This is a genomic window from Micromonospora sp. CA-248212 (genome assembly GCF_050948405.1).
GTDB lineage: Bacteria > Actinomycetota > Actinomycetes > Mycobacteriales > Micromonosporaceae > Micromonospora.
The window spans coordinates 6,234,408-6,249,172 of record NZ_CP192023.1; the positions used below are offsets into that span (position 1 = coordinate 6,234,408).

Genomic DNA, 14,765 nt, shown 5'->3' on the forward strand with positions numbered 1-14,765 from the left:
CGGCTCCGATCAGGCACCCAGAGTACGGGTTGTTCCTGAGCGTGTCGGGGCACGGTCACACGGGTCAGCAGCGGGTCGGCTGACCACCGGCGCGCAGCGTCTCCAACGCGGTCAGCGCCTCGTCCAGCGAACCCACCTTCAGCAACGGCAGGTCGGGCTGCGGGTTACGGACCGCCTCGGCACAGTTGTCGGCCGGCACCAGGAAGACCTTGGCCCCGGCCCGCTTCGCGCCGACCAGCTTCTGGGCGATTCCGCCGATCGGACCGACGGTGCCCTCGTCGTCGATGGTGCCGGTGCCCGCGATGACCTTTCCGCCGGTGAGGTCGGCCGGGGTCAGCTTGTCCACGATGCCCAGGGCGAACATCAGACCGGCGCTCGGCCCGCCGATGTCCTCCAGGTCGATGCCGAGCGTGAACGGGTGCGGCTGCTGCTGGTCGATCTCGACGCCGATGCGCGGTCGACCGTCCTGCTCCCGGCTGGTCACCGTCGCGGTGGCCGGCGTGCCGTCGCGCGTGTAACCGATGGTCAACGCCGTACCCGCCGGCTTGGCCCGGATCAACTCGGTGACCTTGGCAGCCACCGGCACCGGCTGACCGTCGACCGAGGTGACCACGTCGCCGACCTTGAGCGTCCCGGCGGACGGGCCGTCCGCCGCGACCGTCTTGATCACCACCTGCACCGGGAAGCCCAGTTCCCGCAGCGCGGCGGTCTCGGCGCTGGTCTGCGACACCTTGAAGTCCTCGGCGTTGCGCTGCTCGACCTGCTCGGTCGACTCCCCCGGCGGGTAGACCAGTTCGCGCGGCACCACCGCCTCGTCGTCGGAGAACCAGCCGGCGATCGCCGAGCGGAGCCGAACCGTCGGCTGCACCCCCACCGTCGTCAGCCGCAGCTGGCCCGCCGACGTGGAGGTCTCCCGGCCGGTGACCTGGATGACCTCCTTACCGTCGGTCGTCCCGAGCGTGTTGACCGTCGGGCCCGGGCCGAGCACCACGTACGGAATCGGCACCCGGAGCACCCCGATACTCAGCAGGGCGGTGAACAGGGCACCGAGCAGGACCGTCAGGCCACGACGTCTCATGCGCCAGAGCGTACCGATCGCCACCGGCCGGTCCGACGGATGCGTCACACGACTTCGCCCTCAGCGCAACGCCAGCGGCGACTACCTGGGGCGCGGCGCGCGTACCGTAGAGGTCGTGCCTGATATTCCGTTCGGTTTCGCGCTCCCGGGTGGGCAACCACCAGACCCCAACGATCCCGCGCAGATGCAGCAGTTCATGTCGCAGTTGCAGCACCTGCTCTCGGCGCCGGGCAGCGGGCCGGTCAACTGGGACCTGGCCCGGCAGGTAGCGGCCAGCCAGCTCGCCGCCGCCGGTGATCCGGCCGTGTCACCGTACGAGCGCAACGCCGTCGAGGAGGCGTTGCGCCTGGCCGACCTGTGGTTGGAGCCGGCCACGTCGTGGCCGTCCGGCATCCAGTCCCCGGTCGCCTGGAACCGCAACGAGTGGATCTTCAAGACGCTCGACGTGTGGCGCAAGCTCTGCGACCCGGTGGCCAGCCGGATGGTCGGCGCGATGGGTGACCTGGTGCCGCCGGAGGCGCGCGCCCAGCTCGGCCCGATGCAGTCGATGGTGGCCACCCTCGGCGGCGCGCTCTTCGGCGGCCAGCTCGGGCAGGCCCTCGGCTCGCTCGCCGCGGAGGTGCTCTCCGCCGGTGACATCGGGCTGCCGCTCGGCCCGGCCGGCACGGCCGCGCTGATTCCGGCCAACATCCGCGCGTACGGCGAGGGCCTGGAACTTCCCGAGGACGAGGTACGCCTCTACGTGGCGCTGCGCGAGGCCGCCCACCAGCGGCTTTTCCAGCACGTTCCGTGGCTGCGCGGGCACGTGTTCAGCGCCGTGGAGATGTACGCCGCTGGCATCCGGGTCAACCGTGAGGCGATCGAGGAGGCGATGGGCCGGGTCGACCCGACCGACCCGGAGTCGATGCAGGCGATCGCCCTGGAAGGCATCTTCACCCCCGAGGACACTCCGGCGCAAAAGGCCTCGCTGGCCCGCCTGGAGACCGCGTTGGCCCTGGTGGAGGGCTGGGTGTGCCACGTGGTGGACAGCGCCGCCGGCGACCGGCTGCCCAACGTCGTACGGCTGGGCGAGGCGTTCCGCCGCCGCCGGGCCGCCGGTGGCCCCGCCGAGCAGACCTTCGCGGCGCTCGTCGGCCTGGAGCTGCGCCCGCGCCGGCTGCGCGAGGCGGCGGCCCTGTGGGCGGCGCTCACCCAGCACCGCGGCATCGAGGGCCGGGACGCCGTCTGGGGCCACCCGGATCTGCTCCCCTCGGACGACGACTTCGCCGACCCGGTGGCGTTCGCGATGAACGACATGGACCTGAGCGAGCTGGACAGCTTCGACTTCACCGCCCCGGGCGGCGCGCACGAGAAGGCGCCGGGCGAGTCCGACGACGAGGGCGACAACGACGACAGCGACAGCGGCACGGACGGCGGCACCAAGAGCTGACGCGGCCAGGCCGGGCGCCCGCGAGTCGGGCGTCCGGCACACGCCCGGCGCAGCTCGGGCGTCCGACACACGCCCGGCGCAGCTCGGGCGTCCGACACACGCCCGGCGCGCCTCGGGCGTCCGACACACGCCCGGCGCGGCTTGATGATCCACTCGGCTTCCTGGAAAGCGGGTTGTCCGCGCGGCCTGGACGCCGCGCTTTCCGGGAATCCGCTTGGATCACGCCCGCGACAACCCCGCGCGGGGCGGCCGACGCCTCGACGGCGCGGCGGCCAGGCGGGGCAACCGGGCACGGCGACGGCGGGCCGATCAGGCGGGCCGATCAGGCGGGGCGGCTTGAGCCCGACAGCAGCGAGCGGGTGGCCTCCCAGCCTTCGAAGGCCGGGTCCAGCGCGGCGAGGTCGGCCGGGCCACGCTGGCGTCGCCAGCCGGCCGTGACGGCGACGTCCCCTGGCTGGGGGGCGCCGACCCGGGCGTCGGCCGGCATTGCGGTGTCAAAGTCGAGCGGGGGCAACCACTGCGGCACGGGCAGCCGTACGGCCACTCCGAGCAGACCCGGGCCGCCGCCCTCGGCCGGGGCGACGGCGACCGACCGGGTGGTGAGCGGGCGCAACAGCTTGCCGACGGTCAGCGCGGGCAGGTCGGGCACGTCACCCGCGAGCACTGCCGCCTGGTCGTAGCCGTCCAGCGTGGCAAACACCGCGTTCGGCGTCGGCTCGGGTACCTCGTGGACCGCGGTGCCGGGCCAGACCAGCGCGTCCGCCAGCGGACGGTCTGCCGGGGTCACGGCGACGGCCACGTCCACCTCATTGAGGGTCGCGACCAGGTCGATGACATCCTCGGCGAGCGCCGCCCGCCACTCCGCCAGGTCGATCCCCGGCGGCGACCACCGCACCGGCCCGAACATGACCACCACCACCCGCCGCGCCATGACCCGACCCTAACGCCCCGACCCACCGCCTCACTCACCCCACCGACGCCCACCCCGCCGAGCCCAACGCGCGCCGAGCCCGCCTCGCCGAGCCCAACGACTCGGCCCGCCGCACCGCGCCGGCCCAGACGGGCCTAGTCGGCCGATGGGCCCGGTGATCGACTCCACACCGGTGAAGTCGGGGCATCCCGACGCCAGGACACCCCAACATCGGCGAACCGGAGTCGATCAAGCCGGACAGGCACGCAAGCCGGACAGGCACGCAGGCCGGGCAGGCACGCAGGCCGGGCAGGCACGCAAGCCGGACAGGGCCCTAGGCGCGTCAGGCCGGGCAAGGTCACCGGCTGGGCTGAGCCCAGGGGCGGGTCAGGTGGGGACGGGGGCGCAGGATGCGGCGGCGACGCCCTCCAGGTAGCCGCGCGCACGCTCCGACTTGGGGTACCGGCCGACGAGCCCCCAGAAACGGGCGTTGTGGCTGGGCACGATGAGGTGGGTCAACTCGTGCAGCAGCACGTAGTCGATCACCCAGTCGGGCATGTCCTGGACGCGATGCGAGATGCGAATGCTGCGGTCGGCGGGGGTGCAGGAGCCCCAGCGGCCGTTCTGGTTGGTGACCCATCGGACGCTGGCCGGCACGGCCTTCTCGCCGTAACCGCCCAGGTAGAGGTCGATCAGCCGGTTGGCCCGGGCGACGAGTTCGTCGTCGGAGCGGGCCAGTCGACCCTCGCGGGCGGCGAGCCGTGCCAACATGCGGTCGACCCACTCGCTCTCCTCGGCCCGGGAGAACTGGTCCGGGATGAGGACGACCACCCGCTCACCGTCACGGTACGCAGACACCGTGCGTCGCCGACGCTGGCTGCGCCGTACCTCGACGACCGGCTTACGCGTCCCCGCCATCACTGGGCCGCGCAGCCTCGGCTACGTGTCACGAGGGAAAGCTAATGCGTACTGACCAGGGGTCCGCAAGAGTCAACCGCGCGACACGCGCCCAAAAAATGGTGATTGGTCGCCCGGCGTCCCGAAAATTTCTTGACCGGACCACCGCCGAGGTGCCATCACGCCGTCTCGTCACCCACCGTGTACGCCGGCGGCGGCATCGCGCGGTCCGCCCCTCCACCGTAGGTGATCACCGCGCTCGACGCCGCCGCGGGGGCACCCGCAGGGGTGGCTGTGAGGGTTTGGTCGGCGTGTCCCCGCCAAACTGACTTATCCGACCTAATTCGCCATGCACACTCTCGACGTCGACTTGCTCACAGTGACGATGCACAGCTGACATGGAACTGCCCAGACCTGGGTAGGGTCCGCGAACCAGCGGTCACGAAGGTGGCCGTGGAGTAAGCCCCAGCGCCGGCGCCCCGTGAGGTCCGCCGCCGGGCATTCCGCCGGAACCGTATTGACCGGCGGACGAGACGAGGAGGGCACCGTGGCCGACCAGGCCCAGACCTACAACGGTTACTGCGTGAAGTGCAAGGAGAAGCGGGACTTCGAGGGGCACGTGGAGGTCTCGAAGACCGGCATGAACATGGCCAAGGGCAAGTGTCCGGTATGCGGCACAACAGTGAACCGGATTCTCGGCAAGGCGAAGGTCTGACCCGTACGGATCTGCGGGGGCGGGACGGCGGAGTGGCCGTCCCGCCCCCGTTGCCGTTCCGCCCGTAGGTGACTCTGTCGGGTGGCCGACAGCACGCGCAGTGGCCTGTGGATAACCCCGCAGATCCTGTGGACAAGGCTGGATACGGCCTTGGACGCCTGTGGACAACGATCGACCGAGCGCACGGATGCGGTCACGATTCGTCACCATGAGTCGTACGCCGCTGCCTCGCCCCACCCTGCTGCCCGGCCTGAGCCGGCTCTGGCGGGATCGGCACACCCTGCAGATCGGCCTTGGCCCCGGGCTCGCCGTACTGGTGGAGCTGACCAATCCGCGCACCGCTCACCTGCTCGATCTGCTGGACGGCACCCGCAGCGAGCGGGACGTACTGACCGAGGCCGGCGCCGCCCAGGTTGCCGCCGACGACGCTCGTACGCTGCTGGACGCCCTGCGCGCGGCGGGCCTGCTGGTGCCGGCGCACACCCTGCTCCCCCGCGACCTGGCCGGGCCGGTCCGGGCCCGGCTCGCCGCCGAGGCCGGAGCGTTGGCGCTGGCGGCAGCCCGGTTACCCGGCACCCCGGCGCAGGTCCTGCGCCGTCGGCGGGCGGCCCGGGTGCTGCTCACCGGCGGCGGGGCCCTCGGCGGACCGCTGGCGCTGGCGCTGGCCCAGGCCGGCGTCGGCCAGGTGATCCCGCACCTCAGCGGCCCGGTACGACCGATCGACCTGATCGGGACGGGCATTCCCGCTGCCGAGTTGGGCCGGCCACTGGCCCCGGCGATCCGGGCGGCGGTCGACCGTGTCGCGCCGGGCACCGGCACCCACCCGGTCCGGGCCGCCCGGACGGATCTGGTGATCCAGTTCGGCGCGGACCGTCCGCCCGCGCTGCTCGCCGCCGGTCTCGCCCAGCGCCGCCAGCCGCACCTCATGGTGACCGTCCGCGAGGGCGTACCGGTGATCGGGCCGCTGGTCCGTCCGCCCGCCGGGCCGTGTCTGCGCTGCGTCGAGCTGCACCGGGCCGACCGCGACCCGGCCTGGCCAGGGCTCGCCGCTCAACTGGCCGCGGCGCGGCCGGTGACCGCCGGCGCGACCGGCACACTGTTCGCGGCGATCGGATACGCGGTGGCGGAGGCCCTGGCCCACCTCGACGGCGGGCAGCCCGAGACGCTGGGGGGCGCCGTGGAGATTTCCGGCGCGGGCCGGTTCCGGCGGCGGGGCTGGCCGCCGCACCCGGCGTGCGAGTGTTCGCGGCGCCGGGCGTACGCACCAGCCCGGCCGCACGGCAGCATCGGACCCCTGAAGTCGGTAACAATGGCGAAGTGACCGACATCCCGCGCCGGGCCGTGTCCCGGACCGCCAAGCTCGCCGCTCTGCCGCTCGGCTTCGCCGGTCGGACCGTCCTCGGCATGGGTAAGCGCGTCACCGGGCTCGCCTCCGACGTCATCTCGGCGGAGATCCAGCAGCGCACCGCCGAGCAGTTGTTCAGCGTGTTGGGGCAGCTCAAGGGCGGGGCGATGAAGTTCGGCCAGGCGTTGTCGGTCTTCGAGGCGGCCCTGCCGGAGGAGATCGCCGCCCCCTACCGACAGGCGCTGACCAAGCTTCAGGAGGCCGCGCCGCCGTTGCCCGCCGCGAGCGTGCACAAGGTGCTGGCCGAGCAGCTCGGTCCGGACTGGCGCGACCGGTTCGTCGAGTTCAACGACACCCCGGCCGCCGCGGCGAGCATCGGGCAGGTGCACCGGGCACGGTGGCGGGAGCCGGGGTACGGCCCGTCCGGCGAGCCGAACAGCCGCGACGTGGCGGTCAAGATCCAGTATCCGGGTGCCGGCGACGCGCTGCTCGGCGACCTCAAGCAGCTCTCCCGCCTCGGCGGAATGTTCCGGGCGATTCAGCCCGGCCTCGACGTCAAGCCGCTCCTCGTCGAGCTGCGCGAGCGGATCACCGAGGAGTTGGACTACGAACTGGAGGCCGAGTCGCAGCGGGCCTTCGCCGCCGCGTACGCCGACGACGAGGAGATCTACATCCCGGGCGTCGTCTCCGCGTCGCCCCGGGTGCTGGTCACCGAGTGGGTGACGGGCACACCGCTCGCCGACATCATCCGGGACGGCAGCGAGGAGCAGCGGGACGAGGCCGGCCGACTGATGGCCACGCTGCACCTGTCCGCACCCCAGCGGGCTGGTCTGCTGCACGCCGACCCGCACCCCGGCAACTTCCGGCTCCTGCCCGACGGACGGCTCGGGGTGATCGACTTCGGCGCGGTGGCCCGAATGCCGGAGGGCACACCGGAGCCGATCGGCTTCATCGCCGGTCGGGCGTTGCGCGGGGACGCGGACGGCGTGGTGGCGGGGCTGCGGGACGAGGGGTTCATCGGGGCCACCGACGAGATCGACGCCGAGGGGGTCCTCGACTTCCTCCGCCCGATGCTGGAGCCCATCGCCGCCGACGGGTTCCGGTTCACCCGGGCCTGGCTACGCGCCGAGGCGGCCCGGCTGGCCAGCCCCCGATCCCCCACGTACCAGTTGAGCCGGAAGCTCAACCTGCCACCGTCGTACCTGCTCATCCACCGGGTGACGCTCGGGTCGATCGGGGTGCTCTGCCAGTTGGAGGCCAAGGCCCCGTACCGGAGCATCCTGGAACGCTGGCTGCCCGGCTTCGCGCCGGTCGCCTGAGGACGTAAGGGAAGGGCGGGTGCCGGTCGGCACCCGCCCTTCTGCGTGGGGTGGTACTAGAGAACGCCCAGGTCGCGCGCCGACTGGCGACGGCTGTTCATGGCGACGGTACGGGCGGATCGGGTTGCCTCAGTGCTCGTGGTGGTACGACCGGCCTGAGGCCGGCGCATTCGAGCCCTGGTCAGCGCTTCGTGGAGTAGTTGCATCTCGTAGGCGCCACTCGGAACGTTCAACATCGTCTTCTCACTCACTGCCGGTGTGACACCGGCGTCGTTGGAACGGGTCGGGAACATGTCAGGCTGCCAGCCGGACCGCGCCTCGCACCTCGGACAGCCCACTGGCCGCCAGGCGAGCCTCGGCCTCGACCCGGAGCGCGGCGTCACGAGCGACGTCCTCCTTGCGCGGACGGCCACGGGGCCGCTTGCGCGGGACGACCGCGCCACGCTCGAAGATCTCGCCGCCCCACACGCCCCACGGCTCCGCTCGCTCCACCGCCCCGGCCAGGCACTCGACGCGCAGCGGGCAGTCCCCGCAGAGCGACTTGGCCAGCTCGAGCTCGGCAGGCGAGTCGGAGAACCACAGGTCGGGGTCGAACTTCCGGCAGGGCAGGTTCGCCTCCAACTCGACGCTCACGTCGATGGGGGCCAACGCCAGACTCATCTCCCGGTCACCTCTCTCTCACTTCGATCTCGTGGATCGCATTCCGACGTACTTACGGCGGGGCAAAAAACTGAGGCCGCGGATCCCGGTAATCGGGTTCCGCGGCCTCGAGGTGAGCCGGTGTCTGAGATTCAGACCGGTCTACCTCGAGGTGGAACGCCGCGGACATCCGTACGCTTCTTGGCGCCATCGATGCCCATGCCCGTGAAGCCACTGGTCCCCTGGACTCCGGCATTCGGCGCAACGGTCAGATTCAGCTCGGTCTGAACCTGGTGCACCTGCGAAGCCCACGGTCGGGTAGCCACAAGAGCCACCCGGACAGTCGACAGCGGAGCGCAGACAGACGGCATCGCCGTCAGACGCTCATAGGTGAAGATCTTCACGGGTGCCACCTCCCTCACGTTCCTCGGATCGACTGGACCAACCCCCGTGAGCAGCCGGAATGGCGCCGCTCGCGTGGTGTGTCCTGAGGTTATTCCTCGCCTGGGCGCGAGGGCAAACGAATTTACGACGAGATTTCGAAAGTTTTCTCCGGGCAGACGTCGTCCACCCCCGCGCCCCCCACGAGCGCCAGCACCGACTCACCGTAGAGGCCGAGTTTGCGGGGGCCGATGCCGGCGATCGCGATCAACTCCTCCGGCCGGCCGGGTCGCCGCTCCGCCAACGCGGTCAACGTGGCGTCGGTGAACACCACGTACGCCGGGACCTTCTGCGCGCCGGCCACCCGCTGCCGCCACTCGCGCAGGCGTTCGTGCAGCTCGTCGTCGATGTCGGACGGGCAGGTGGGGCAGCGGCCGAGTTTGCGGTCCGGGCCGGCGAGCAGGGTGGCGCCGCAGATCCGGCAGGAGACGATCTGCGTCCGACGCCGCTCGGGTCGCCGGGCCCCGCCCGTCGAGGCGCCGGCCCGCTCGGTGCCGCCGGAGCGGTCCAACTGGGGCAGGAACCGCGAGGGCCGCCGGGCCCGTCCGCCCGGCGACCGAGCGGCGGCGTACGACAGCCAGAGCCACTGCCGGGCCCGGGTGATCCCGACGTACAGCAGCCGGCGTTCCTCCTCCACCTGCTCGACGGTCTTGGCGTACGTGGTGGGCAGCGTGCCCTCGGCGAGGCCGACCAGGAACACCGCGTCCCACTCCAGCCCCTTGGCCGAGTGCAGGGACGCCAGCGTGACCCCGTCCACCGTCGGCACGTGCTGCTGGGCGGCCCGACGGGCCAACTCCTCGGTGAAGTCGGTGAGGGTGACCGGACGCTCCACCGACGCGGCCTCGCCGATCGGCACCAGCTCGGGCGTGGCCGCGTACTCCTCGGCGAGCTGGACCAGCGCGGCCAGCGCCTCCCAACGTTCTCGTGCCGCGCCGCCGGCCGGGGGCGCGTCCGGCGCCCAGCCCACGGCGGTGAGCGCCTCGACGACGGCGGTCGGCAGCGGGGTCTCCCCCGGGATGGACCGGGTGGCCGAGCGCAGGGCGACCATCGCCTGACGGACCTCGACGCGCTCGAAGAAGCGCTCGGCACCCTGCACCACGTACGGCACGGCGGCCTCGGTCAGCGCCTTCTCGTACGCCTCGGACTGCGCGTTGGTCCGGAACAGGATGGCGATCTCCTTCGCCGGGGTGCCGGCGTCGATCAGCGCCCGACAGCGCGCGGCCACCGCGTTCGCCTCGGCCGGCTCGTCGGTGAAGATCCGCAGGTCGGGTTCCGGGCCCGGAGGGCGCTGTCCGCTCAACTCCAGTCGCAGCCGCGCCTCGGTCCCGCGAGCCTGGGAGATCACGGCGTTGGCGAGCCCGACGACCTGCGGGGTGGAGCGGTAGTCCCGGACCAGCCGGACCACCGTGGCGTTGCGGTGCCGGCGGGGAAAATCGACCAGGTACGCCGAGGTCGCCCCGGTGAACGAGTAGATCGTCTGGCTGGCGTCGCCGACCACGGTCAGGTCGTTGCGGCCGGCCAACCAGGCGTCCAACAACCGCTGCTGGAGTGGGTTGACGTCCTGGTACTCGTCGACCACGAAGTGCCGGTACTGGCTGCGGATCTGCTCGCCGACGTCCGGATGCTCCTCGATGCCCCACACCGCAGCCCGCAGCATGTCCTCGAAGTCGATCACGCCGTTGGAGCGCTTGAGCTGCTCGTACGCGGTGAACACATCGGCGACCTTCGCCGGCTCGTGCGGCGTGTCCCGCAGCGCGCGGGCCGCCGCGACGACGTACTCCCCCGGCTCGACCAGCGACGTCTTGGCCCACTCGATCTCGCCGGCCAGGTCCCGCGCAGCGGCTCGGTCGGCACGCAGACCGACCCGCGCGGCGGCGAGGGTGACCAGCCGCACCTTGCTGTCCAGCAGCTCGGGCATGGCGCGGCCGGCCAGCAGGCGGGGCGCGAAATAGCGCACCTGACGCAGCGCGGCCGCGTGGAATGTCCGTGCCTGGACGCCCTGGGCCCCGAGCAGCGTGAGACGGTGACGCATCTCGGCGGCCGCACGGGCGGTGAACGTGACGGCGAGCACGTGCCGGGGGGAGATCTCGCCGGAGAGCGCCCGGTGGGCGATCCGGGAGGTGATCGCACGGGTCTTGCCGGTGCCGGCTCCGGCCAGGATGCACACCGGGCCCGCCGGCGCGGTCACCGCGGAGCGCTGCTCCGGGTCCAGCCCGGCGAGTACGCCTTCCGACGCTGAGTGAACCCCCACAACCAGGAATCATCTCAGCTCCCCCGGGTGTTGTAGCGGACAGCCTCGGCTTGATCGGCAAGCCGGCGGCCAGAGCGGTTGGAGGATCCGATCATGCTGACGATGTATTCCACTCCCTGGTGCGGCTACTGCCACCGGCTGAAGTCGCAGCTCGACCGGGAAGGCATCGGGTATGAGGTGGTCGACATCGAGCAGGACCCGAAGGCCGCGGACTTCGTGATGAGCGTCAACGGCGGCAACCAGACGGTGCCGACGCTGCGTTTCGATGACGGCAGCGCCCTGACCAACCCGTCGATCGCGCAGGTCAAGCAGCACCTGGCGACGTTGGGCGCCTGACTGCAGGCGTAACGACCTCGACGAACGGCCACCCCCGCGGGTGGCCGTTCGTCGTGTCCGGCCTCCCGTCAACGCCGGAACGGCCGCCGGGTGGACACGGTCACCGAGCTGTCGATGCCGGCGTCGAGTGGGCGGCGTGGCCCCGGAAGGGTCGGCGGCGTGGTCTTCGCGCCGCCGGACGGCGCGCTGAGGTGTCGGCCCCGCCACAGGTAGCCGCCGGCAGCCAGCGTCGCCACCCCGACCAGCACGAACAGGGCACGGTAGTCCAGGACGCCGACCAGCAGGGCGCCCGCGCCGATGGAGAGCGCCTGCGGCCCGCTGACCAGCGCCTGGGTGGCCGCTGCCACCCGTCCGACCAGGGCGGGCGGCGTGCGCCGCTGGATCAGCGTTTGCAGACCCACCATCGTCAGCGGCAGCGAGACGCCGGCCAGCAGCACCGCCCCGAACCCGAGCGGCAGGTCGGGGTACGCGAGCGCGAGCGCCGCCGGAGCGAAGAACGCCACCCCGGCGGCCAGGGTGGCGACCTCGCCGAGTCGCCGGACCAGGACCGGTGAGCAGATCCCGCCGCACAGTCCGCCGACGCCCTGCACCATCACCAGCACGCCCACGAACGCGGCGTCCCGGCCCAACCCCTGGTCGACGTACGCGAAGATCAGCGACTCGCTGAAGCCCATCACCAGCGACCCGAGCCCGTAGCCGACGAGGGCCCGGCGCAGCGCCGGCTCACCGGTCAGGTGTCGCAGGCCGGCGCCCAGCTCGGCGGGCCACCGCAGCCGTACGGTGGGCGGCGGCTGTGCCGGGCTCGGCACCGCGGTCACCACCACGGCGGCGGTCATGAAGCCGACCATCCCGATGCCGGCCAGCGCCCACCCGCCGAGCGCCGCGTAGAGCGCCGCGCCGGCCAGGGGGCCGACCAACCGCAACCCCTGGCGTACGGTCTGCAGCACGCCGTTCGCCTCGGCCAGCAGTTCCACGGGCACCAGTTGCCGGATCAGCCCGCTGAGCGCCGCGCCGAGCGTGATGGAGGACAGGCCGTACAGGGCGGCGACCAGGTAGACGCGCCACACGTCGCCCGCGTCGCGGACGGTGAACAGCGGTACGAGCAGCACCGCGGTGACCGCGTTCGCGGCCACGAAGAAGGGTCGGCGTGGGTACCTGTCGACGAACCACCCGACCAGCGGTGCCATCGTCATCGGGGCGACAACGGCGAAGATGATGCCGCCGGCCAGCCCGTCGGAGCCCGTCAGGTCCTTGACCCAGATGGCGAGCGCGAGTAGCAGGATCGACTCGGCGGTCATGCTGGCCAGTAGGCCGCCGAACAGGAGGCGGAAGTCGGGTCGGCGCAGGACGGTGCGCATGGGTCCCTCCGGCAAGGTGGCGTGCCCGGCTGGGCGCGGTCGACGAGGCTGGGACCGCGGGTCCGTCATCGTCCGGCGTACCCGTGGTCCATTTTTGGCAAGACACGCCCCCGCCGGAACCTCCGACACCGGTCGCGCCGTCCATACTGACCGTGGGGGGCGAATTTCATACAGTTACCGTCGCGTCTGCGGCGGACGACGGGAAAGAGGACACTGTGCCTCCTGCCGCACCCAGCCCAATCATGCGCCGCCGGCGGTTGGGCATCGAACTGCGCAGTCTGCGTGAGATCGCAGGCCTCACCGGCGACCAGGTCATCGAGCGGATCGGCTGGGCGTCCGCGTCCAAACTGTCCCGCCTGGAGAACGGCCGCAGTAGACCGGACCCGCAGGACGTCAGCGTCCTGCTGGACCTGTACGGCGCCGACGCCGCCGCGCGCGAGGAGTTGCTCGGGATCGCCGGCGAGGCCGGCGACATGCGCGGCTGGTTGAAGAACTTCCCGGTGATGACGCAGCAACAGCGGAGCTGGGCCGAGTTGGAGGCCGGCTGCGCGGAGATCTCCGAGTACAACCCGGTGCTGGTGCCGGGCCTGCTGCAGACCGCCGGATACGCGCGGGTCCGACTCCAGTCGGCCCGTCGGGTGAGCGAGCGGGCCGGCGAGCCGGAGCCGGCCGACGAGTTGGAGACCGAGGTCAAGGCGCGGCTGGCCCGTCAGACGCTGCTGACGCGCGAGCCGCACGCGCCGACCTACACGGCCGTGCTGGAGGAGGCCGCCCTCGGCCGTCGGTCCGGGCCGCCCGAGGTGCTGCAGGAGCAGTTGCACCAACTCTGCGAACTTGCTCTGCTACCGAACGTGACGCTGCACGTGCTTCCGCGGGACACTCAGGTGGGCGATTGGTACCTTCCGCCGACCGCCTTCTCCCTCTATCGGTTCGCCGATCCGCTCGATCCGGAGACATTGGCCATCGAAGGGGGGTTCGTCGACGTCATGTCGACCGAGTCAATCACGCTAAATCGCTATAAAGTAGTGTTCGAGTGGCTATGCACGGCGGCACTAGACGCTTCGGACACCCTCTCCTGGCTGATCGAGGCGACGGGACGGCCGACCGGGGCGGCACCCGTATCCACAGTGGCGTTCGGGCCGGCAACGGCGCCGACCCAACGTCGCCGTGATTCGGGACGACTGACGGACCGGTGATCCACGGGGGACCCTCCGTCGGGGCGTGCGGCACCACTCGTCCCATCGGAGCGGTTCACATCAGGAGCAGAACCATGAACGACATCCACCACACGCCGTCCGTCTCCGCCAGCTCCCTGGCGGACGCCCCGTGGCGTACCAGCACACGTAGCCAGACCTCCAACTGCGTGGAGGTCGCGCCGCTGGGCACCGGCCCGTCGGCGGTCGCGCTGCGCGACAGCAAGGACCGGGGCGGCCCGGTGCTGCTGTTCAACCGGGCCGGTTGGCTCGGCTTCATCGCTGGAGCGAAGACGGGCCAGTTCGATCTGAACTGATCCTCCAATGTGGGGCGGGGCCGTCGGCACAGTGCCGGCGGCCCCGTCGTCGTATCCGCCGACGCCCCCGCTGACCAGGCATCCGCCGATCGGACGAGGCTCAAAACCAATAGGCGCGTTTCACTTGCTGGGATGAACACGGGGCGTAACATGACCCACGAGAAACGTGGAACTTCCACACACCGGCTCATCCGTCGCGGTTCATCCGGAGACCCACATGCGGTTCCTGATCGTTCGCACCGACATCCGCACCGTCGCCGACGGTGACATCGCCGCCGCCTGGGCGGACGGCCACCGCCTCCGTGACGAGACCACCACGCCCGAGCCGCGCCGGCAGACCGTGCACGCCGAGGACCGGGACGCCGCGCTGGTGCTGGCCCGGGCCCTGTCCACCGTCGGCGCGGTACGGGCCGGCAAGCAACGGGTCAAGGTCCTGCCGCTCAACGAGCCGCAGCCCGCCTTCCGGCGCAGACCCGGCCGCACCGGCACCTGACCCACCAGACGTCCGCCGTGGTCGGCTCGGCTCCCCCGCCGCGT

At 71.8% G+C, this 14,765-nt stretch carries 15 protein-coding genes; 8 read left to right on the forward strand and 7 right to left on the reverse strand.

The genetic code is table 11. The annotated features are described in order from the left end of the window. Positions 1-64: 64 nt before the first annotated feature. Positions 65-1,078: a YlbL family protein gene (locus tag ACQP03_RS29305; RefSeq protein ID WP_357125946.1), complete on the reverse strand. Its 1,014-nt coding sequence runs from the start codon at positions 1,076-1,078 to the stop codon at positions 65-67. 115 nt (positions 1,079-1,193) lie between these two features. On the opposite strand from ACQP03_RS29305, the gene ACQP03_RS29310 reads away from it, so the two are divergent. After that, a complete protein-coding gene (locus tag ACQP03_RS29310) occupies positions 1,194-2,507 on the forward strand; it encodes a zinc-dependent metalloprotease (protein ID WP_357125949.1) in 1,314 nt (437 codons plus the stop codon). Positions 2,508-2,829: 322 nt separating this feature from the next. Here ACQP03_RS29310 and ACQP03_RS29315 read toward each other — a convergent pair whose 3' ends face one another. Together ACQP03_RS29315 and ACQP03_RS29320 are read right to left on the reverse strand one after the other, a co-directional pair. Continuing rightward, entirely contained in the window at positions 2,830-3,438 is a 609-nt protein-coding gene (locus ACQP03_RS29315) for a hypothetical protein (protein ID WP_357175353.1), read from the reverse strand. A 366-nt stretch (positions 3,439-3,804) separates the two neighbouring features. After that, positions 3,805-4,335: a M48 metallopeptidase family protein gene (locus tag ACQP03_RS29320; RefSeq protein WP_357125955.1), complete on the reverse strand. Its 531-nt coding sequence runs from the start codon at positions 4,333-4,335 to the stop codon at positions 3,805-3,807. A gap of 526 nt (positions 4,336-4,861) precedes the next feature. Between ACQP03_RS29320 and ACQP03_RS29325 the strand changes: the two genes are divergently transcribed. The 3 genes from ACQP03_RS29325 to ACQP03_RS29335 all read left to right on the forward strand — a co-directional run bounded on the left by ACQP03_RS29325 (position 4,862) and on the right by ACQP03_RS29335 (position 7,693). After that, complete coding sequence (locus ACQP03_RS29325; RefSeq protein WP_007464795.1) at positions 4,862-5,029, forward strand: DUF5679 domain-containing protein; 168 nt, start codon at positions 4,862-4,864, stop codon at positions 5,027-5,029. A 208-nt stretch (positions 5,030-5,237) separates the two neighbouring features. Continuing rightward, on the forward strand, positions 5,238-6,350 hold the full coding sequence (locus tag ACQP03_RS29330) for a hypothetical protein (protein WP_363661142.1): 1,113 nt from the start codon (positions 5,238-5,240) through the stop codon (positions 6,348-6,350). Then, positions 6,347-7,693, forward strand: a complete 1,347-nt coding sequence (locus ACQP03_RS29335) for an ABC1 kinase family protein (protein ID WP_357125961.1) — start codon at positions 6,347-6,349, stop codon at positions 7,691-7,693. Before ACQP03_RS29330 ends, ACQP03_RS29335 begins: the two co-directional genes overlap by 4 nt. 294 nt (positions 7,694-7,987) lie before the next feature. Here ACQP03_RS29335 and ACQP03_RS29340 read toward each other — a convergent pair whose 3' ends face one another. From ACQP03_RS29340 to ACQP03_RS29350, 3 genes are all read right to left on the reverse strand, one after another. Next, positions 7,988-8,353: a WhiB family transcriptional regulator gene (locus ACQP03_RS29340; RefSeq protein ID WP_355050569.1), complete on the reverse strand. Its 366-nt coding sequence runs from the start codon at positions 8,351-8,353 to the stop codon at positions 7,988-7,990. A gap of 131 nt (positions 8,354-8,484) precedes the next feature. Next, positions 8,485-8,736, reverse strand: a complete 252-nt coding sequence (locus ACQP03_RS29345; RefSeq protein WP_357125966.1) for a hypothetical protein — start codon at positions 8,734-8,736, stop codon at positions 8,485-8,487. A gap of 122 nt (positions 8,737-8,858) precedes the next feature. Beyond that, positions 8,859-11,024: an ATP-dependent DNA helicase UvrD2 gene (locus ACQP03_RS29350; RefSeq protein ID WP_357125969.1), complete on the reverse strand. Its 2,166-nt coding sequence runs from the start codon at positions 11,022-11,024 to the stop codon at positions 8,859-8,861. Positions 11,025-11,117: 93 nt separating this feature from the next. Between ACQP03_RS29350 and ACQP03_RS29355 the strand changes: the two genes are divergently transcribed. Beyond that, entirely contained in the window at positions 11,118-11,360 is a 243-nt protein-coding gene (locus ACQP03_RS29355; protein WP_357125972.1) for a mycoredoxin, read from the forward strand. A gap of 68 nt (positions 11,361-11,428) precedes the next feature. On the opposite strand, the gene ACQP03_RS29360 is transcribed toward ACQP03_RS29355, so the two are convergent. Continuing rightward, a complete protein-coding gene (locus ACQP03_RS29360) occupies positions 11,429-12,787 on the reverse strand; it encodes an MFS transporter (RefSeq protein WP_357125975.1) in 1,359 nt (452 codons plus the stop codon). A 146-nt stretch (positions 12,788-12,933) separates the two neighbouring features. Between ACQP03_RS29360 and ACQP03_RS29365 the strand changes: the two genes are divergently transcribed. The 3 genes from ACQP03_RS29365 to ACQP03_RS29375 all read left to right on the forward strand — a co-directional run bounded on the left by ACQP03_RS29365 (position 12,934) and on the right by ACQP03_RS29375 (position 14,721). After that, positions 12,934-13,914 carry a helix-turn-helix domain-containing protein gene (locus ACQP03_RS29365; RefSeq protein ID WP_357125978.1) on the forward strand — a complete coding sequence of 327 codons (981 nt, stop codon included), beginning with the start codon at positions 12,934-12,936 and terminating at the stop codon, positions 13,912-13,914. A 74-nt stretch (positions 13,915-13,988) separates the two neighbouring features. Next, a complete protein-coding gene (locus ACQP03_RS29370) occupies positions 13,989-14,228 on the forward strand; it encodes a DUF397 domain-containing protein (protein WP_357125981.1) in 240 nt (79 codons plus the stop codon). A gap of 217 nt (positions 14,229-14,445) precedes the next feature. Then, positions 14,446-14,721 carry a hypothetical protein gene (locus tag ACQP03_RS29375; protein WP_355050778.1) on the forward strand — a complete coding sequence of 92 codons (276 nt, stop codon included), beginning with the start codon at positions 14,446-14,448 and terminating at the stop codon, positions 14,719-14,721. Positions 14,722-14,765 lie beyond the last annotated feature (44 nt).